The 18,839-nt window shown below is 67.8% G+C and carries 21 protein-coding genes; 11 read left to right on the forward strand and 10 right to left on the reverse strand.

Features of this window, described 5'->3' with window-relative positions:
• The first annotated feature begins 122 nt into the window (after nt 1–122).
• Complete coding sequence (locus tag C451_RS14315; protein ID WP_007741649.1) at nt 123–755, forward strand: nitroreductase family protein; 633 nt, start codon at nt 123–125, stop codon at nt 753–755.
• Between the two features lies 1 nt (nt 756).
• Here the strand turns inward: C451_RS14315 and C451_RS14320 are convergent, their stop codons facing one another.
• The 4 genes from C451_RS14320 to C451_RS14335 form a co-directional block, all read right to left on the reverse strand.
• Nucleotides 757–2,166 carry a class II fumarate hydratase gene (locus tag C451_RS14320; RefSeq protein ID WP_007741650.1) on the reverse strand — a complete coding sequence of 470 codons (1,410 nt, stop codon included), beginning with the start codon at nt 2,164–2,166 and terminating at the stop codon, nt 757–759.
• Between the two features lie 53 nt (nt 2,167–2,219).
• The gene (locus C451_RS14325) at nt 2,220–2,468 is read right to left on the reverse strand and encodes a BolA/IbaG family iron-sulfur metabolism protein (RefSeq protein ID WP_007741652.1); all 249 of its coding nucleotides are present in this window, start codon (nt 2,466–2,468) and stop codon (nt 2,220–2,222) included.
• A 31-nt stretch (nt 2,469–2,499) separates the two neighbouring features.
• Entirely contained in the window at nt 2,500–3,477 is a 978-nt protein-coding gene (gene fen / locus C451_RS14330) for a flap endonuclease-1 (RefSeq protein WP_007741655.1), read from the reverse strand.
• A 119-nt stretch (nt 3,478–3,596) separates the two neighbouring features.
• Nucleotides 3,597–4,151 (reverse strand): GNAT family N-acetyltransferase, encoded by a 555-nt coding sequence (locus tag C451_RS14335; protein WP_007741657.1) that lies wholly within the window; start codon nt 4,149–4,151, stop codon nt 3,597–3,599.
• A gap of 74 nt (nt 4,152–4,225) precedes the next feature.
• Here C451_RS14335 and C451_RS14340 point away from each other — a divergent pair, with 74 nt between their 5' ends.
• The 5 genes from C451_RS14340 (at nt 4,226) to C451_RS14360 (ending at nt 8,239) form a co-directional block, all read left to right on the forward strand.
• Nucleotides 4,226–4,798, forward strand: coding sequence for a class I SAM-dependent methyltransferase (locus C451_RS14340; protein WP_007741659.1), 573 nt, complete (start codon nt 4,226–4,228; stop codon nt 4,796–4,798).
• Between the two features lie 40 nt (nt 4,799–4,838).
• The gene (locus C451_RS14345) at nt 4,839–5,255 is read left to right on the forward strand and encodes a DUF3054 domain-containing protein (protein WP_007741660.1); all 417 of its coding nucleotides are present in this window, start codon (nt 4,839–4,841) and stop codon (nt 5,253–5,255) included.
• Nucleotides 5,256–5,411: 156 nt separating this feature from the next.
• Complete coding sequence (locus C451_RS14350) at nt 5,412–5,651, forward strand: hypothetical protein (protein ID WP_007741661.1); 240 nt, start codon at nt 5,412–5,414, stop codon at nt 5,649–5,651.
• A 72-nt stretch (nt 5,652–5,723) separates the two neighbouring features.
• Nucleotides 5,724–6,731 carry an ornithine cyclodeaminase family protein gene (locus C451_RS14355; RefSeq protein WP_007741662.1) on the forward strand — a complete coding sequence of 336 codons (1,008 nt, stop codon included), beginning with the start codon at nt 5,724–5,726 and terminating at the stop codon, nt 6,729–6,731.
• 53 nt (nt 6,732–6,784) lie between these two features.
• Nucleotides 6,785–8,239: an amidase gene (locus C451_RS14360; protein WP_007741664.1), complete on the forward strand. Its 1,455-nt coding sequence runs from the start codon at nt 6,785–6,787 to the stop codon at nt 8,237–8,239.
• Here the strand turns inward: C451_RS14360 and C451_RS14365 are convergent.
• Complete coding sequence (locus tag C451_RS14365) at nt 8,236–9,246, reverse strand: presenilin family intramembrane aspartyl protease PSH (protein WP_007741665.1); 1,011 nt, start codon at nt 9,244–9,246, stop codon at nt 8,236–8,238. The two genes, C451_RS14360 and C451_RS14365, sit on opposite strands and share 4 nt — an antisense overlap.
• Nucleotides 9,247–9,341: 95 nt before the next feature.
• Between C451_RS14365 and C451_RS14370 the strand changes: the two genes are divergently transcribed.
• Nucleotides 9,342–10,208: a YihY/virulence factor BrkB family protein gene (locus tag C451_RS14370; protein WP_007741666.1), complete on the forward strand. Its 867-nt coding sequence runs from the start codon at nt 9,342–9,344 to the stop codon at nt 10,206–10,208.
• A 2-nt stretch (nt 10,209–10,210) separates the two neighbouring features.
• On the opposite strand, the gene C451_RS14375 is transcribed toward C451_RS14370, so the two are convergent.
• The 3 genes from C451_RS14375 to C451_RS14385 form a co-directional block, all read right to left on the reverse strand.
• Nucleotides 10,211–10,432 carry an H/ACA ribonucleoprotein complex subunit GAR1 gene (locus tag C451_RS14375; RefSeq protein ID WP_007741667.1) on the reverse strand — a complete coding sequence of 74 codons (222 nt, stop codon included), beginning with the start codon at nt 10,430–10,432 and terminating at the stop codon, nt 10,211–10,213.
• A complete protein-coding gene (srp19, locus tag C451_RS14380) occupies nt 10,429–10,707 on the reverse strand; it encodes a signal recognition particle subunit SRP19 (protein ID WP_007741668.1) in 279 nt (92 codons plus the stop codon). The genes C451_RS14375 and srp19 overlap by 4 nt, the downstream gene beginning before the upstream one ends.
• Before the next feature lie 65 nt (nt 10,708–10,772).
• On the reverse strand, nt 10,773–12,026 hold the full coding sequence (locus C451_RS14385) for a PGF-CTERM-anchored ABC transporter substrate-binding protein (protein ID WP_241431242.1): 1,254 nt from the start codon (nt 12,024–12,026) through the stop codon (nt 10,773–10,775).
• Between the two features lie 61 nt (nt 12,027–12,087).
• Between C451_RS14385 and btuC the strand changes: the two genes are divergently transcribed.
• Both btuC and C451_RS14395 read left to right on the forward strand, forming a co-directional pair.
• A complete protein-coding gene (btuC, locus tag C451_RS14390) occupies nt 12,088–13,149 on the forward strand; it encodes a vitamin B12 ABC transporter permease BtuC (RefSeq protein ID WP_007741670.1) in 1,062 nt (353 codons plus the stop codon).
• Nucleotides 13,146–14,366, forward strand: coding sequence for a heme ABC transporter ATP-binding protein (locus C451_RS14395; RefSeq protein ID WP_007741671.1), 1,221 nt, complete (start codon nt 13,146–13,148; stop codon nt 14,364–14,366). The genes btuC and C451_RS14395 overlap by 4 nt, the downstream gene beginning before the upstream one ends.
• Nucleotides 14,367–14,435: 69 nt before the next feature.
• Here the strand turns inward: C451_RS14395 and C451_RS14400 are convergent, their stop codons facing one another.
• On the reverse strand, nt 14,436–16,244 hold the full coding sequence (locus tag C451_RS14400; RefSeq protein WP_007741672.1) for a formate/nitrite transporter family protein: 1,809 nt from the start codon (nt 16,242–16,244) through the stop codon (nt 14,436–14,438).
• Between the two features lie 139 nt (nt 16,245–16,383).
• On the opposite strand from C451_RS14400, the gene C451_RS14405 reads away from it, so the two are divergent.
• Nucleotides 16,384–16,728, forward strand: coding sequence for a hypothetical protein (locus C451_RS14405; RefSeq protein ID WP_007741673.1), 345 nt, complete (start codon nt 16,384–16,386; stop codon nt 16,726–16,728).
• Nucleotides 16,729–16,760: 32 nt separating this feature from the next.
• On the opposite strand, the gene C451_RS14410 is transcribed toward C451_RS14405, so the two are convergent.
• On the reverse strand, nt 16,761–17,300 hold the full coding sequence (locus C451_RS14410) for a PH domain-containing protein (protein ID WP_007741674.1): 540 nt from the start codon (nt 17,298–17,300) through the stop codon (nt 16,761–16,763).
• A 128-nt stretch (nt 17,301–17,428) separates the two neighbouring features.
• Here C451_RS14410 and C451_RS14415 point away from each other — a divergent pair, with 128 nt between their 5' ends.
• Nucleotides 17,429–18,229 carry a polyprenol monophosphomannose synthase gene (locus tag C451_RS14415; RefSeq protein ID WP_007741675.1) on the forward strand — a complete coding sequence of 267 codons (801 nt, stop codon included), beginning with the start codon at nt 17,429–17,431 and terminating at the stop codon, nt 18,227–18,229.
• Nucleotides 18,230–18,839: the final 610 nt, after the last annotated feature.

Below are 18,839 nucleotides of genomic sequence, written 5' to 3' on the forward strand. Positions count from 1 at the left end.
GAACACCGGTCCCTCCCCACATAAACCGCCGCCTCCCGCGGGCGGTGTCGATCCCACCCGTCGAACCGACGGATCGCTATCGGTGGATTTGTCCGTGCGTAGCGGCTACGTCGGGCGATACGATGCAACGAACGAGCGACCCCGACATCACCGGTGCTGGCTCGACGAGCGACGGACTGCGATCGGCCGTCGACGACAACCGCGATCCGAACTACGACGTCGACCCGCTGTTGGTCAACCGCTGGTCGCCGCGGACGATGACCGGCGAGCAACTGGCCGAGGACGAACTGCTCGCGCTGTTCGAGGCCGCGCGCTGGGCACCATCCTCGTACAACAACCAGCACTGGCGGTTCGTCTACGCGACGCCCGACGACGATCGCTGGGAGGCGTTCACGGAGCTGCTCGCCGAAGGTAATCGCCAATGGGCGAACGACGCCGCGGCGCTCGTGGTCGTGCTCTCGAAGACGACGTTCGACCACAACGGCGAGCACGCGCCGACCCACTCGTTCGACACCGGCGCGGCGTGGGAGAACCTCGCTCTGGAGGGTGCACGCCGCGGGCTCGTCGTCCACGGAATGCAGGGATTCGACTACGACGGCGCACGCGACCTGTTCTCGCTCACCGACGAGTACGCCGTCGAGGCGATGGCTGCCGTCGGCGTCCACGACGAGACCGGAGCACCCGACGACGAGCAGCCGAACCAGCGCAAGCCGCTCGACGAGATCGTCTTCGCTGGCGAGTTCACGCCGAGCTGAGCTACTCCTCGCGGCCCGGAATCCCGCGCTCGGTCATCGCGCCCGCGTCGAGGACCTCCGCGGCTTCGTCCTCGTCGAGATAGCCTTCGTCGACGACGACCTCGCGAACCGTTTTGTTCTGCTTCAGGGCATCCTTGGCGACCGTGCTCGCGTCGTCGTAGCCGATGTGGGCGTTGAGCGCGGTGGCGAGCGCCATGCTGCGCTCGACTTGCTCCTCGCAGCGCTCGCGATTGGCTTCGAGGTTGTCGACGAACTTCCCGGCGAACGCCTCGCTCGCGTTCGCGAGCAGTTCGATCGACTGGAGCGTGTTGTAGGCGATCACCGGTTTGTAGAGGTTGAGATCGATCTGGCCGTTCTCCGCACCGGTGGCGACGGCGGCGTCGTTGCCGACGACCTGGACGTGGGTCTGGTTCACGGCCTCGGCGACGACGGGGTTGATCTTCCCCGGCATGATCGACGAACCCGGCTGGTTCTCGGGCTGGTCGATCTCGCCGATGCCGTTCCGGGGACCCGAGGCCAGCAGTCTGAGATCGTTGGCGATCTTGTGCATCGACCCCGAGACGGTTCTGAGCGCGCCGTGGGTCTCGGCCATCGCGTCGTGGGCGGCCTGGGCCTCGAAGTGGTCGGTCGCCTCCTCGAAGGGCAATCCGGTTTCGCTGGAGATGTAGTCGGCGGCGAGTTCGGGGAACTCCGGATGGGTGTTCAACCCTGTGCCCACCGCCGTGCCGCCGAGGGCGAGCTCCGAGAGGTTTCGAGTGGTTCGACTCACCCGCGAGATGCCCTTGTCGATCTGGGTGCGGTAGCCGCCGAACTCCTGGCCTAGTCTGACTGGTGTGGCGTCCTGGAGGTGTGTGCGCCCGGTCTTCACGACCGTATCGAACTCGGCTTCCTTCTCGCCGAGGGACGCCCGGAGGGTTTCGAGCGCGGGCACGAGATCGCGCTGGATCGCTTCGAGCGTGGCGACGTGCATCGCGGTCGGGATCACGTCGTTCGAGGACTGGCCGAAGTTCACGTCGTCGTTCGGATGCACGGCCTCGGAGCCGACCTCGGCTCCCTGAATCTCGCTCGCGCGATTGGCGATGACCTCGTTGGCGTTCATGTTCGTCGAGGTGCCCGACCCAGTTTGAAAGACGTCGACGGGGAACTGGCTGTCGTGCTCGCCGTTGATGACCTCCTCGGCGGCGTCGACGATGGCGTCGGCAGTGTCCTCGTCGACGAGGTCGAGTTCGCGGTTGGCCTGGGCGGCGGCCTTCTTCACCGTGCCGAGCGCGCGGATGAACCGTCGGTCGAAAGTGATGCCCGAGATGGGGAAGTTCTCGACGGCGCGCTGGGTCTGTGCGCCCCAGTAGGCCTCCGCCGGGACGTCCATCTCGCCGAGGCTATCGGACTCCGTTCTGTAATCATCGCTCATGCACGTCCGCTTCGCGCCGGGGTGAATAAAACTCACGGGAACCGGCGGCGCTCTCACTTCTCGGCGGCGTACTCCTCCGGCGTGTGGGTCGTCAGTTCGAGCGCGTGGATGTCGGTCGTCATGTGGTCGCCGAGAGCGTCGTAGACGCGCTCGTGCCGATCCAGGACGCTCTCGCCCTCGAACGCCGGCGCGACGACCACCGCGGCGAGATGGTCGTCCTCGACCCCGCGCGGTCGCGTGACCGTCGCCTCGGCGTTCTCGATGTCGTCCTCGATGAGTCGTTCGACGTCGGCCGTGTCCATACCCGAGGGGAGTGCGGCCGCGGTAAAACCCTCACGTCCAGCGGTCGAGTCCCGACTGCACGACGCTCTCCTGAATGCGCTCGAACCCGCGCTCGACCTCGCTTGCGGGGATCTCCCACTCGTCGGTGACGTACGTGCGGGCGGCGTCGAGATCCGGCTCGATTGCGGGGTCGAAGTCGGTGTCGGTGACGTCCGGGTTCACGAACAGCTCGCGAACGAGGTCGGCGTTCTCGATGTAGGCATCCTCGGCTTCGAGCACCGCCCAGAGATCGCCGTGCTCACCGACGAGTTTGACGGCCGTCTTCGGCCCGATGCCCGATACGCCGTCGTTGAAGTCCGTCCCACAGAGGATACCGACGTCGACGAGCTGTTCCCACGTGAGATCATGCTCGTCGAGGGTCGCGTCGAGCGCCATACACTCGGGATCACCCTTGCTGGTGAGATCGCGGAGGGTGCGCGGCGCGCCGAACAGCAGAGTGTCGTAGTCCTCGCTGCCGGCGTAATCGACGGTGCCAGTGCGGGCCATGTGGGCCGCCTGCGCCTCGCCCTCGGCCGGTGCTTCCACGATCGGGACGTCGAGGAGAGCGAGGAGTTCGCGTGTCGTCTCGTGAATGGTGTCGGTCAGGCGCTGGGTGCGCGATTCGAGCCGAGCGGCCTCGACGGCGTCGCCCGCCTCACGGGCTTCCTTTGCTCGCTTTGCGGCCTTCTCCTTCTGTTCGCGTCGCTGCTCGATCTCGTCGGTCTTCAGGTCGGTGACGCCGCCGTCGAAGACCATCACCGGGGTGATGTCGTGCTCGAAGAACTTGGGCAGCCCCTGGACGACGCCGACCAGGTTCGCGACCTCCTCGCCCGCGGCGGTCGTGTAGATCGCGTCGCTGGTCCATTTCACCGTCGTCGTGAGATACCGATAAAGCCAGTTGTGCGCGTCGATCGCCACCGTCGCGCCGGCAAGCTCCGAGAACTCGATCGGCTCGATGGCCGCGAGCTGGCGGAGGTCTGCGTTTCCCATTGCCAGCCGTAGGCGAGAGCAGCGCTTGAATCCCCCGACTACCGACTCCCAGGACGTGCCAGCGGGCACGAAAACCACTATGCGGAGCACGATGGTTGCCCTCGATCAGGGACAAACGATCAGTCCGGTGCAGCGATCACCGACGGTGGGCCGGTATCGTTTCGTGCGGCCAGAAACTCCTCCTCGCCCTCGGTGAGGTCGCGCTCACGATAGACGTCGAGACCCGACTGGTAGGTCGCCCGCGAGCGATCGCTGGGACGTTCGAGGACGAGTTCGGCGAGGCCGGTCTCACGGCCCGTGTAGCCGAAACCGGCCTTGTGGAGCGCCTCGTAGGCGAAGGGGTTGTTGACCGCGATCCGGAGGCGGTCGTAACCGCGGTCGCGGGCGCGCTCGGCGGTGAAGATCGCGAGGCGCGGACCAAGCCCGTCACCGCGGCGGTCGGCGCGCACGGTGATGTAGCGAAACCAGAGCGTGTCGGGGTCGGTGCGGTCCTCGTTGAAGGCGATCGCCGCGATGATCCCGTCGTCCCACTTGCCGTCGGTTTCTTCGCACGCATCGCGGACGACGGCTTTGCCGGTCGAGGACATGACGAACTTGCCGGCGTAGGCGAACTCGCGGTAGTCGAGCCGGAGGGTCGGCCCGTCGGCCGGCCAGCCGCAGACCGCGTACTCCATGGCCGACTTCGACGGCGGATCGGGATAGACCCTGCGCCGGACGATTTAAGCGCCGGCCGGTGCGAGGAGGAGTCATGCACACGCCGGGCGACGTCGCGCTCTTCGAGCGGGCCGCACGCTACTACGAGCGGCTCTCTCCCGCGACCAACGAGCGCGCGCTCCGGGCGGGACTCGCCCTCGCCGATCGGGAGATCGAACGCGCCCTCGACGTCGGCGGCGGGACGGGACGTGCGGCACGCGTTCTCGACAGCCCGAAATGCGTCGTCGTCGACGCTGCAGCGGAGATGCTCGCCGAGGCGCGGCGAGTCGGGCTCGACTGCGTCCGCGGCGACGGGGCGACGCTGCCGGTCGCCGACGACAGCGTGGACGCGGTCGTCATCGTCGACGCGCTCCACCACATCAGCGACCGGGCCGGCGCGCTCGCCGAGGCCGAGCGGGTGCTTCGGCCCGGCGGCGTGGTCGTCTGTCGGGAGTTCAACCGCGCGACCGTCCGCGGCCAGGCGCTGGCCGCCGGCGAGCACATCGTCGGGTTCGACTCGGAGTTCTTCACACCCGAGGAGCTCGCCAGAGCGGTCGAGCGCACGGGACTCGACGCCGCGATCCCGGATCGCGGGTTCGGGTTCACCGTCGCGGGCGTCAAGCGGTGAAAGCGAGCCCTACATACCGCGCGCACTCGAAGAGAGACGCATGAGCACCGCCGCATCGCTGCGGACGCGCGTCGACGCCTCGCCGCGGACGCTCGCCATCGCTGTCGGCGACATCGCGCTCGTGTTCCTGTTCGTCAGTATCGGCGAGCTCCAGCACGGCTACGACCTCCTCGCCCAACCGGGACGGGTCGTCGGGACCGCGCTCCCCTTCCTCATCGGTTGGGTAATCGCGTCCGTCCTCGCCGGCGTGTACGCGCCGCGAATCTACCGGTCGCTGCGCAGCGGTGTCGTCCGGACCGCGCTCGCGTGGATCGGCGCGGTGCTCGTCGGACAGGCACTGCGCGCCACGGCGACGTTCCACGGCGACTTCGCGGTGACGTTCATGTTCGTCTCGCTCGGCGTCGGGCTCGTGTTGCTCGTCCCGTGGCGAGCCACGGTCGGCTATCTCAGCCGCTGAGGAGCGCTTTATTCGTCGATAATTCTCTGTCGTGGGTGATCTCACAACCTCATAACTTACAGGTGTGGTATCTGTAAATAGCTGCGTTCGTATCTCTCGCCCACACCCCACCTATGGGGAACACTTATGTGGGTCCCTCTCCTACAATGGTGTATAATGACTCAGTACTACGATCTCTTGCTCGGGCTCATCCCGCTTGCACTGGGTGGGATCACCACCGTTCTCGCCACCGTCGGCGTCTCGCTCACGCTCGCGGTCCCGATCGCCGCGAGCGTCGCCGTCGCGCTCATCGGCCACGGCATGTTCGTTCGGGCACCCGGCGCGTCGGCCACACCGCAGCCCACCTCTCAGACCGTCAACGCCACCCCGGACAGTCAGATCAACTCCGCCGACTGAATCCGTCTTCTCTTCCGTTCTCCCGTTTTCACGAGCCACCAGCCATAAGCACTCGCCGCGCGTTGCCGAGATATGGCCGACACCGACGGAACCCTGTTTCTGACGAGCGACGAGTGTGCCGGGCTCGCGACGCCGGCGGAGTACGTCGCCGCGGTGCGCGAGGGCTACCGCCAGCGCGGCGAGGGTGCGCCCGCGGCGCTGCGCACGAAGCTCATGAACGAGGAGCCACCGGGGATGTTCACCGGGTACAGCGCCATCCTCCCCGAGACGGGCGCGATGGGTGGCTACATGTACGCGGCGGGGTTCGGTCGGCGGGACGCCCAGTTCGCGCTCCCGCTGTTCGACGCGGAGTCGGGCGCGCTGCTCGCGCTGCTTGACGGCGCGAGCTTCAACCCGTTCAAGACGGGCGCGGCCGGCGCGACCGGCGTCGACGCGCTCGCGCGCGAGGACGCCACGACGCTCGCGGTCATCGGCAGCGGTGCGCAGGCACGCGGCCAGCTCCGGGCGACCGCGACGGTCCGCGAGTTCGAGACGGTCAGCATCTACTCGCCGACGACCGACCACCGTGAAGCGTTCGCCGCGTCGATGAACAAGGAGCTCTCGGCGAGCGTGGCGGCCGTCGCCTCCAGCGCCGCCGCCGTCGAGGACGCGGACGTCGTCATCACCGCGACGAACAGTTCAGAACCGGTCTTCGACGGTGACGTGCTCGAAGACGGCACGCACGTCACCGCGATGGGCCAGTACGACGACGTGAAACACGAGCTCGACGCGACGACGATCGAACGCGCGAAATACGTCCCCGACCTGCGCGAGCGCGTCATGAACGACGCCGGCTCGTTCATCAACGCCGTCGAGGAGGGCGTCGTGAGCGAGGACGACGTCCACGGCGAGCTCGGCGAGGTCGTCGCCGGCGAAGTGCCGGGTCGCGAATCGGACGACGAGATCACCGTCTTCGATTCCGGCGGGACGGGCATCGAGACCGTCGCTGCCGCGTACATGCTCTACGAGAAGGCCCGCGAGCAGAACCTGGGTACCGAACTCGAGTTCGCCCTGGCGAGCGAGGCGCTCACCGGCGAGTAGAACGCGCCCGACACCGGGGAAAGAGACTAATCACCGGCGCGAGAGGAACCGATATGCCAGAGGTTCCGTTCGCGTCGGCAGCAGGGCTCGCGGAGGAGATCAGGGCCGGCCAGCGCTCGCCGGTCGCCGTCGTCGACGCCTATCTCGATCGTATCGTCGAGCGCAACGACGTGACCAACGCCTACGTCACGATCATCGAAGAGGAGGCTCGCGAGCGCGCCAGAGAGATCGAGGCGGCGATCGACCGCGGCGAGGATCCCGGGCCGCTCGCGGGCGTGCCGATCGCGCTCAAGGACCTGTTCGGGTTCAAGGCGGGCGTGCCGGCGACGATGGGCTCGGCGGCGGTCGGCGAGTTCGTCCCCGACGAGAGCGCGGTCGTCACCGAACGGCTCGAACGCGCCGGAGCGATCGTGCTCGGCACGACGAACGCGCCCGAGTTCGGGCACAAACTCGTCACCGAGAACCCGCTGCACGGCCGGACGGGGACGCCGTTCGATCCCGAGCGAACCTCCGGAGGATCGTCGGGCGGGAGCGCGGCGGCGGTGGCCGACGGGCTGGCGGCGTTCGCGCAGGGCTCCGACACCGGCGGCTCGATCCGGGTTCCGGCCGCCAACTGCGGCATCTACGGCATCAAGCCCTCCTTCGGTCGGGTACCGAACGCGCTCAGACCGGACGCCTTCGGCATGGCGACACCGTTTTCGAGCAGCGGTCCGCTCGCGCGCACGGTCGAGGACGCCGCGATCGCACTCGACGTGCTCTCGGGACCGCACCCGAGCGATCCGTACAGCCTGCCCGCGCCCACGACCAACTATCGCGCGGCAATCGACCGATCGACCGACGATCTCTCCGTGGCGTACAGCCCCGACCTCGGACTGTTCGACGTCGCCGAGCGCGTCCGGGAGGAACTCGACGAGGCGGTGGGCGATCTCGCGGGCGTCGTCGGGGACGTCGAACGGACCGATCCACCCTACGAGGGCACGCTGTCGGAACTCAGATACGCGTTCACGCAGCAGACCACGGTACTGTTCGCCGCGCTCGTTGACGGGCTCGAAGCCGAGGGACGGATCGGGGAGGGCGACCGCGAACAGCTCATGTCCTCGACGGCGACGCTGGTTTCCATCGGCGAGGATTCGGACGCACTCGGTTACAAGCAGGCCGAACGACCGCGAACTGCCTTCTACGACGCCGTCGAGTCGATCTTCGCGGAGCACGACCTGCTCGTCAGCGCGACCACCGCGGTCCCACCGTTCGAGCACGGCCGTGACGGACCCAGCGAGATCGACGGCGAGTCGGTCGCCAATCCTGTCGTCGACTGGTGTCTCACGTGGCCGTTCAATCTCACGGGCCACCCGGTCGCGTCGATTCCGGCGGGGTTCGTCGACGGGCTGCCGGTCGGCCTCCAGATCGTCGGCCGTCGCCACGCCGAGGGGACGGTGCTCGCCGCGAGCGCCGCGCTCGAACGCGTGCGCCCCTGGCAGGACGCCTACCCACCGGGCGAGGGAAGTTAGAGATACGGGCCGAGACCGAGCGCGCGGACGATCGGGATCCCGGAGAGTAGTGCGCCGACGAGATAGCCACCGATCGCGCCGCCGTTCAGCAGTGGTAGGCCGGCGTGTGCGCGCCCTTTCATGACGAGCCAGAGCAGGACGACCAGCCCACAGACCGTGCCGATCATCGCCGTGAGCGCCGGCAGCGAGAGGGCGAAACCCGCGACCAGGGGTTCGGCGGGTGAGAAGACGGCAGCACTCGCGACCAGCACGGCCGGCATCACCGCATCGCCGAGGCCGACGAAGAAGACGTCGCGATCGTCGGCGTCCGGGCGGTCGGCGCTCGTCTCCTCGGTGTCGCCGCCATCGGCCTCGACCGACTCCCGTTCGTCCCCGCTGTCGGTCGCTGGCGCGTCGTCGAGAAACGAGTAGGAAAGCGTGAGCGGGATCACCAGCACGACGGGGAGTTTGAGGTCGAGCACGCCGTCGGCGAGCGCGAGCATGTGCTCGGTGCCGTAGACAGAGATCGCGTCGTAGACCGCGAGAACTGTGAGCAAAACGATCGCCGGCAGGAGGCCGAAGCTGATGCCGAAGATGCCCGCTGCGCCCGCACCCATGACGACGCCCGCGGCGTCGATGACGTACCATTCGGGATAGAGCAGCAGGGCGAGTGCGAGGAAAATGGCCGGGCCGATCGCGAGCGGGTTGATCGCGACACCACCCACGACGATCGAGAGCGGTGGGGCGAGAACCGAGAAGACGTACAGGGAGATGAGTCCACTTGAGACGATGACGAACCCGCGCAGCAGCCAGTCGACGCCGAACTTGATGACCGCGAGCATCGCCGCCGTCGCGACGAGGATCGCGCCGATGTAGGCGATGCTGTTGGTCGGGTTCGACGGGTTCTCGACGGCGCGATAGCCCGCGCTCTCGAAGGGGCCGGCGAGCGCGACCGCGCCCGCCTGAACGAGGAGAAAGATGACGACCGTGGCCCCGCCGGCCACGATCGCCCGCGTGCGCTGGTGCATACCCCACGAACCCCGGGCGCGACCTTCGGGGTTTCGTTGTGTCGGCGAAGGCGAAGAGTTAGGCGTCGGCAGCCCTCTCATCGTACGAGGGTCGCATGAATCTCCGTTCGTCGCGCCCGGTCGTCGTCCTGCGGGCGATGATCGCCGAAACGACCGAGAACCACCTCACGTTCATGGCGGGGAGCCTGGCGTTCTACGCCTTCCTCTCGTTGATTCCACTCTTCATTCTGGCCTTCATCACCGCCTCGGTCGTCGGCGGCGAGGCGTTCGCCAGGGAGGTCACGGGGCTGCTCGAATCGACGCTCACCGACAGCGCGCGCGAGGTGCTTTCGGACGTGCTCACCGATCCGTCCGGCCAGACCGGGGCCTCGGCGCTCGGCCTCGTCACGCTGCTGTGGAGCGCGCTCAAGCTCTTTCGCGGGCTCGACATCGCCTTCGACGCGGTCTACGGGATCGGCGAGGCGAAATCGCTTCTCAAACAGCTCCGGGACGCGATCGTCGTGCTCGTCGCCGTCGGGCTGGCGATTGGCACCGTCGTGCTCGTCGGCGGCGTGCTCGCGGTCGTCCCAATTCTGCCGACCGTCGAGCGATTCGGCACGCTCCTGGTGCTCGTCGGCCTCTCCGTGACCTTCCTGCCGCTCTACTACTTCGTTCCCGACGTCGACGTCTCGGTACGCGAGGTCGTTCCCGGGACCGTCGTCGCCGCGCTCGGCTGGGCGCTCACGGAGTTCGTCTTCCAGTTCTACGTCGCCTACGCGGGCCGCTACGCCGCCTACGGCATCGTCGGCGGCGTCCTGCTGGTGCTCATCTGGCTCTACTACAGCTGCGTCGTCCTCCTGTTCGGTGCGGTCGTCAACGTGGTCCTCGCCGGGCGTTCCGAGCATTTCGGCGACGAGGACGAACCGTTCGACGCGCCGCTCGCGTTCGAACCCTCAAGCGAATCCGGCCGCTGGCGCTGGTGAACTCAGTCGCTGTACAGCCGTGCGCCGAGCAGCGCCGCCGGCCCGTTCGTCGTGTCGACGGAGAGGTAGGGCCGCTCGACGGGGCCGAACACGTCGACGACCTGGCCCGCGGTCGAGAGGTCCTGTTCGAGCAGTCGCGTCCCGATGGCGGGATGGCCCTCGTCGGGCGCGCGCACGATCGCCATCCCCTGTGCGACGCCGACGACCTCGCCAGCGCGCTTCATTCCCGGAGCGCGCTGACGTAGGCCGCGATCGCCTGGAGCAGATCGGACTTGCCGTCGTCGTCGGCGTCCTTGATCAGCACGCGCCCTCTGGATTCGTACTCGCGCGGATAGGTCTTCTCGCGTTCGATCGCCACGTCGTAGCCGACCTGCCCGGCCGCGCTCGCGATCTCGTCGACGGTCGGTTCCGGGACGGCGACGGTACGGGGGACGCGTCGGCCCTCGTTGCGACTCAACGACGCATCGAGATAGGCCGGCCAGATGACGTTCTCGACCATGGCCGCCGTTCGCCACCCGGGGAATTAAACCGCTTGCAACCGGGCCGCACCGATCGAGTCGCTCGTTACGTCCGCCGGGCGAGCAGCGCCGCGCCGAGCAGCGCGACGACGGCCACCGTCACGCCGAAGCCGGGGCCGCTGCCCGAACTCGTCGTGGTGGCGTTCGCGGCGGTGCCGGTCGTGGCGTCGTCGGTCGCATCGCCGGCCGCGTCGGTCGCTTCGTCGGCTGCACCGCTGCCATCGGTCGCGGCTGCCGTCGCGCCGTCACCCGCACTCGTCGAAGCGTCGCCGGCATCCGTCGTCACGGTGCCGCCGTCGGCCGCGATCGGCTGTGCGGTCGTCGCGTTCGCGCTACGGTTCGCCGGTCCGATGGACGTCTCGGAGAGGTTCGCCGACTGGATCGCCTCGGGGTGGAGGTTGCGGGCGATCTCGGTCAACGGGAGGATCACCCGTGGTGCCGGTTCGCTGATGTAGCTACCGTTCACGACGAGCGTCTGATTTCGCTGGACGGCGGTCGTCTCGGACCAGGGTGCCTCGTCGGGGACGATCGAGGGATCGGCTGTAACGATCCACTCGACGTTCTGACTGGCGACGACCTCGGAACTGATCTTCTGATAGCCCTCGATCCCCTCGCTCGCGGCGAGATTCTCCGCGCCACCGGTCGTGAGGACGTCACCGATGAACGTGCCGTTGCCGGGGACGAAACTGCCGGTCTGGAGGTAGAGCGCGCCCGGCGCGGACTCGTTGCCGACCGCCTGCCGGATCGCGTCGACGCGGGTTTCCATCTCAGAGACGGTGCGCTCGGCCTCGTCACACGCCCCGACGAGCTGGCCCGTCTGGTTCGTTTTCGAGGAGATGTCGGCGAACGAGCCCGCGAACTCGAACTTGAAGACGGTCAGTCCGGCACCGCGCAGCGTCTCGACCGTCTCGTTCGGAATGGTGTTCGGCGCGAGCACGAGGTCGGGTTCGAGTCCCGTGACTTTCTCGACGTTGACGAACTGCTGGCCCGCACCGGAGATGTTCGTCCGGCTTTCGGCCCCGTCGAGATAGCTGGCGTACTTGGAGACGCCGACCACCTTGTCGCGCGCACCGATCTCCCAGAGCGTCTGTGCCGCGCTCGGCTGGAGGCTGACGATCCGTTCGGGCTCCTCGTCGACGGTGACGTCGGTCCCCGTCGCGTCGGTCGCCGTCACCGGGAACGAACAGCTCGCCGTCTGTGCCGGCTGCGATCCCATCGCGGCCGGCGACGCTGCTGCCGGTCCGATGCCGGCGACCACTACTAATACGACCATCACCGCACTCGCTGTCTTCGGAAGCATACACTCCCAGCCTGCGGTGCTATGCAATAAATACTTATCTAACCCAAGCGCAGTTGGGTTCATGGACGGCGAGGGGGCGACGGCCGCGGCGCGGTCGGACGCCCGCTGGACGATCGGGTCGCGCGCGCTCGCGTGGTCGGCCGGTCTCGCGCTCGCGCTGGTCGGGGCCATCCTCGCGAGCGCGACGCTCGGACCGGTCGGCATCGAGTACGGCGTCGTGGCGCGAGTCATCCTCGACGCGTTCCCCTCGCTCTCGTTCGCGGTCCCCGAGACCGCCCGCACGATCGTCATGGACCTGCGCCTGCCTCGGATCACGCTCGCGGCGATCGTCGGGTTCGCCCTCGGCGCGTCCGGCACGGTGATGCAGGGCTTCTTCAGAAACCCGATGGCCGACCCCTCGATCATCGGCGTCTCGACGGGGGCGGCGACGGGCGCGGTCGCCTGGATCGTCCTCCCCATCGCTACTCCGTTCGCACTCGGGCTCCAGGGAGCGGCGTTCGCCGGCGCGCTGATCGCCGCCTTCGGGGTGTATCTCATCGCCACCGAGGGTGGACGAACGCCCGTCGCAACCCTCCTGCTCGCCGGCGTCGCGGTACAGACCTTCCTCGGAGCGGTCATCTCCTATCTGCTCATCAACGCCGGCGAGAGCCTCGAACGGGTGACTTACTGGCTGATGGGCCACCTCCACAACGCCGGCTGGGACGACGTCGTGACGACGCTCCCGGTCGCACTCGTCGTCTTCGTCGTTCTCGTGGCGTACACGCGCGACCTCAACGTGCTCCTGCTCGGCGAGAACGAAGCCCACTCGCTCGGTATCGAGGTCGAACGCAGCAAGCGCGTCCTGCTGGCCCTGTCGAGCGTACTGACCGCCGGCGCGGTCGCCGTTTCGGGCGTCATCGGCTTCGTCGGGCTCGTCGTGCCCCACGTGATGCGCCTGCTTGTCGGTCCCGATCACCGAATCCTGCTCCCGACGAGCGCGCTCGCGGGGAGCGTCTTCCTCGTCGCCGCGGACACGCTCGCGCGATCCGGCCCCGCAGAACTCCCCGTGGGGATCGTGACGGCGGCGGTCGGCGCGCCCTTCTTCCTCTATCTGCTCCGCCGCCGGGAGGTGCACGCGCTGTGATCGACGTCGAAGACCTCTCGATTGCCTTCGGCGACGTCCAGGCCCTCTCGGACGTAAACCTCACCGTCGACCGTGGCGAGCTCGTCGGGCTGGTCGGACCGAACGGCGCGGGCAAGAGCACGCTACTGGGGACGATCAACGGACTGCTCGAACCGACGGCGGGCCGCGTCACCGTCGATGGCGACGACGTGGCCGACCTCTCAGCACGGGCGCTCGCTCGCCAGGTAGCGACCGTCCCGCAAGAGACGAGCCTCTCCTTTGCCTTCCCCGTCCGCGACGTGGTGGCGATGGGACGGACACCCTACCGCTCGCGGTTCGAGCGCGTCTCTCCAACCGACCGCGAGCACGCCGAGCGAGCGATGGAACGCACCGACGTCGCACGCTTCGCCGACCGATCGATCGACGCGGTGAGCGGCGGCGAGCGCCAGCGCGTCGTCGTCGCCCGCGCGCTCTGTCAGGACCCGGACGCGCTCCTGCTCGACGAACCGACCGCCAGTCTCGACATCGATCATCAGGTGCGGATCCTCTCGCTGGCCCGCGAGTTCGTCGCCGAGGGACGTGCCGCGCTCTGTGCGATCCACGACCTCTCGCTGGCCGCGCGCTTCTGTGACCGGCTGGCGCTCGTCGCCGACGGCGAACTGCTCGCGGCCGGCCGGCCGGAGTCGGTGCTCGCCGAGGAGCACGTCGAGCACGCCTTCGGGACCGAGGCGACGGTGACGAGCCATCCCGTCACCGGAACGCCCGACGTCACCGTCACGGAGAGCCAGCCCGACCGCGACGCACACGTCCACGTCCTCGGTGGTGGTCACACCGCTTCCCGCGCGATCGCCACGCTCGCGACGACCGGATTCTCGGTCTCGGCGGGTGTCCTGCCGGAGGGCGACCGGGCGCTCGACACCGCCCGCGCGCACGACGTCACGACCGTCACGGCAGCGCCGTTCGCACCGGTCGACAGGAACATTCGGCGAGAAGTTTCCCAGTCGGTGCAGGCGGCCGACTGCACCGTGCTCGCCGGCACGGACGAAACCAATCGTGCGCTCGCCGAGCACGCTCGACGGCTGGTCGTCGTCCGAGAAGTTGCTAACGAAGTAATCGACGACGAGCACACAACGGATATCGAAACCGCACGCGTCGCCGATATCGGGGAGGTGGTCGCGGGCGTCGAGGCGCGACTCGATGGCGAGCCGCGACGGCTAGAGACACCGGCCGACGACTGAGTCCGTCGAGCGATGCGGCCGATCGCACACGACCAACGACCGATCGTATTCGACGATAGCTGATTGCACTCAGCCGAACAGCCGTTCGAGAAGGGAGCGTTCGCCCGAGCGCTCGGCGAGCAGCACGGAGCTCCCCACCTCGTCGATGACGTCGAACTGCAACGAGTCGGCGACGAGCCGGGAGAGCAGTCCCTCTTCGGTCGCACCCAGGATGATCCACGTGTGGTCGTCCGCGATGCGACTGATCTCGCGCTGGACGTCGCCGGAGTCCGCGACCGTGCTGTCGACGTCCGCCAACCCGTGCTCGGCCGCCCAGTCGGCGATGAACCGCTCACCTGCGTCCCGCTCGTCGGGACCGTCGACGACGTGGAGGAGCGTGATCGTCGAGCCCACGACCTCGCGGAGCGTCTTTGCGACCTCGGCGCTCAGATCGGAGTGTGGGCCGCCGGCGGTGGGGAGGAGGACACGCGAGGCGTCGTGTCCCTGATCCTTGAGCACGAGCACGTCGCTCGACAGCCGGGGGATCATCTCGCCGATCGGGCGGTCGGTGCGGCCCTCGGCCCACGGACGGTCGGTCCCCCAGCCCAGCACGACGAGATCCGCCCGCACGCGGTTCGCGGCGTCGAACACCTCCTGGAACGAGCGGTGCGAGACGAGGGTCGACGTCTCGTAGGCGACCCCGGCCGAGCGCGCCGTCTCGCGGAGCCCCTCCATGCGCCGATCCGACTCCGCGACGATGCGTGTCTGCTGGGCGTGGTCGTAGGTCATCGACGCCCGCGAGGGCGTCTGGACGATGTGGATCGCGTGGACGACGGCGTTCTCGTGCCGACTGGCGAGCGTGCACGCGAGTTCGACGAGTCGCGACTCGGTGCGCGGGTTGGCGATCGGCACCAGCACGCGGTACTCGTCGGCGTCCGGCGCGACCGTCGCGGCCGTGTTGATCATCGAGACGTACGACCGCCCGACCAGCCGCCCGAACAGCCACTCCCGGATCGAGAGCTGTCGGTCGACCCCCTCGAACCGGGCGGATTCGAGGCGGTTCTCGGTCGTCTGGAAGTAGTTGACGACCGTCACGAGCACGATCCCACCCACCGTGTTGCCGAGCAACACCGGAACGACGAACTGCGTCAGGCCGACCGTAAGGGCGAGATCGCCCGCGAGGGCCAGGTAGGTCATCTCGGTGAACGACACCACGACGTGGAAGAGATCGCCGAGCGGGATCGCGAGGAACGCCATGTAGACGATGACGAGCTGCGAGATGGTGTCCTGGGAGGCGTACACCATCCAGACGAGCCCGGCGACGATCAGCCCGGCGAAGACGGCCTTGAAGAACAGTGACGCTGCTGGCGTCTGAATGCCGTGCTGGGCGTGTTCGAGCGCCGCTCGTGACGCGCCGGGCGAGAACACGCCGCTCCAGGCGAGCGCGGCCGCGCCGATCGCACCGCCGGCGAAGTTGCCGGCGAGAACGATGAGCCAGTGGCGAACGAGCGCCGGGATGCTCGACAGCCGTTCGAGGGTCAGCGCCACCGGCGGCAGCGTGTTCTCGGTGTAGAGCTGGTAGCCGCCGATGATGATGTAGATGAACCCGAGCGGGTACAAGAGCGCGCTCAGGATCGGGTCGCCGCCGGTGCTGGCCGTCAGCGACGAGTAGAGCAGGAACGTGATCGTGATCGCAAACCCGCCGGCGAGCGAGCTGAAGAACAGCTCGCGGGTGCCCGAGGTGACCTCCTCGTCGGCGGCGGCGACGATCCGCTGGAACACCTCGTCGGCCGAAAAGCGGTCACGAACGACCGCTCCGGTGGCCGGAGCGCCGCTCTCCGATCGCTCGATCGCGTGTCGCACTCCCTGCTCGTGCTCCGAGCCCTCCGGGTCGCTCATCAGTGCCCCCCGGAGTCCAGCGAAAATAAGCGTTTAGTATTGCTCGACGGGCGACGCGCCGACTCGGATCCGCATCGAGCCGCCGATCGTGAGTCGTGCTATCAGCTACGTTTATGCTCGTCGGTCGCCGATCTCTCGGATGGAATCACCGAGTCCCTCGGAGCGCGGCCGACTGCTCGCGATCGGCTTCCTCCTGCTGTTCGTGCCTGCGGTGTTCCTCATGGTGACGCTGCTCATCCTCGTCATCGGGCGGAACATCCTGCTCAACGATCTCACGCTCGCTCGGATCGTGGAGCTCTATCTCGTCAAAGTGCTCCTGTTCACCGTTCTCCTCTTCGTGCTCTACAAACTCCTCGAAGACGTCTCGATCCGACGGATCCCGGGCGTGCTCGACGAGTCCGATCGACGCAAGTACGAGGAGGCGTCCGACGACGCGGAGTCGTTTCCCGACGCACCGGACTACCGCGAGAACCGCGAGCAGTGATCGTTTTGCAGGGTGACAGGGAAAGGAGGGAGCTACGCCGTCGAAGGCTCGTCGGTCGATCGCTGCGAGCGCCGTGCGCGGGCAGTCTCGCCGAGGCGGGTCGTCACGAGCGCGTTCACACGTTTGGGATCGGGCACGTCGCGCAGCGAGAGGTTCACCCCGCCGGTGCCCGCGGTGTAGACCTCGATATCGCCGTACGAGAGGGTGCGCTCGACGAGCGACTGCTCGAAGGCGGTGTTCTGGATGCGATCGAAACGGATCTGCGTGACCGTTCGCGAGAGCACGCCGCGTTTCTCGTAGATCGCCTTGGTCGTGAACACGTAGCGCGTGCTCCAGCGCGAGAGATACGCCCACACGGCGGCGAGCGCGCCGAACGGGACGAGCACGAGCGCGAACCACGACGGAAGCAGAGGGAGCGATCCGTCGCGGAAGAGCCAGACGCCGAAAATGCTCAGCACGAACGCGACCGCGAACGTGGGAATCGCCGGATAGAGACTCGGCATACCGGCCCAGAGCACCCGCTCCTCGCCCGTCAGATGTACCCAGTCGCTCGCTGCGGCTGCCGAACTCATCCCCTGATTCCTGGACGAGCACCGACTTACCGGTTGTGTCCTCGCGTCGTCTTCGGGTCGGCAACGCATGGCGAGGGTGCACCCGAAGTGCTAACGGTTTTTAGCCCCGGGCGTGGAGAGGAATCATCGTGACCGACCGCCCCAGCCAACGCGGCCGCGGAATCGCCCCCGACAGCAGGTCGGGAACGCACCACAGCAGCCGCGAGGAGCAGGCGACGGCGAGCCGCGGGCGCTCGGTCTCCATCATCATTCCGACGTACAACGAGCGCGAGAACATCGAGCGCGTCGTCGAGCGCTGTCGGGACGCCCTCGCCGACTACCGCTTCGAGATCGTCGTCGTCGACGACGACTCGCCGGACAAGACCTGGCAGCTCGTCGCCGACTCCTACGCGGACGCCGAGACGGTCCGTATCGTGCGCCGCACCGAGGAATCGGGGCTCGCGACCGCCGTCTCCCGGGGCTTCGACGAAGCCAGCTACGAGTGCTGTGCGGTCATCGACGCCGATCTCCAGCATCCACCCGAGAAACTGCCCGAACTGATCGCGGCGTTCGACGACGGGGCCGACATCGCCATCGGCAGCCGCCACGTCGCCGGCGGTGGCGTCGAGAACTGGTCGCGCTTCCGGCGGCTCGTCAGCCGCGGCGCGATGGCGATCACCAAACTCGTCCTGCCGCCGACCCGTGACATCGCCGACCCGATGAGCGGCTTCTTCGCCATCCGACGCGAGCTCATCGACGACGTCGCGCTCGCACCCACCGGCTACAAAATTCTGCTCGAAGTGCTGATGAAATGCGATTACGAGCGCGTCGTCGAGATCCCGTACGTGTTCACCGAACGCGAACGCGGCGAGTCGAAGCTCAGCGCCGACGAATACTGGGAGTTCCTCGAACACATCTATCAGCTCCGATGCAATCCCGACACGAACTGACGGCCGGGCGGATCAATGATCGACACACCCGCGCCGTCACCCGATCAGAAACGATCACACACCCCGATATATAGGGCGCGCATGCGCAGGCCCCGACGCCATCCTGCAGTCACTCTATGTTCAGATATGGCAAGCACCGTCTGCCCCACTAACGAGGGGACACCGGTCTGTGCTCGCCCCACCGGGGACGGGCCATGTCTCCACGAAGTATCGGTTCCTGGAGCGCCATGTCACGATCACACGGGGCTCAGCCCGGTCGAGGCCGGTCCCGTCACCTGGGAGCCGCTCGACCCGCAGTGGAGTCTCTAACACCCACTTTTTAGAGAGGGTCCTCCCTCGCGCCTGCGGCGCTCGGTCAAACCCTCTCCAAAACCTGGACTAAAAACGCCCGCTCGCAAACCGCGCGAGCGGTGAACCGCGCTCGTTACACTCGCGCGGACACCGACGCCTTCCCAACAGCTACCGCACAGTACCGTCGAAGCCCTCACTCGCTGCTCACGGCTCACTCCGTTCGCCGTTCGCACGGCGGCGCATCACTTCGTTCGCGCCGCCCACCGCTCGTTCGCCCTTCATCCACCAGGACCGCCACCGCCACCGCCACCGCCACCGC

It is taken from the genome of Halococcus thailandensis JCM 13552, from assembly GCF_000336715.1.
Lineage (GTDB): Archaea > Halobacteriota > Halobacteria > Halobacteriales > Halococcaceae > Halococcus > Halococcus thailandensis.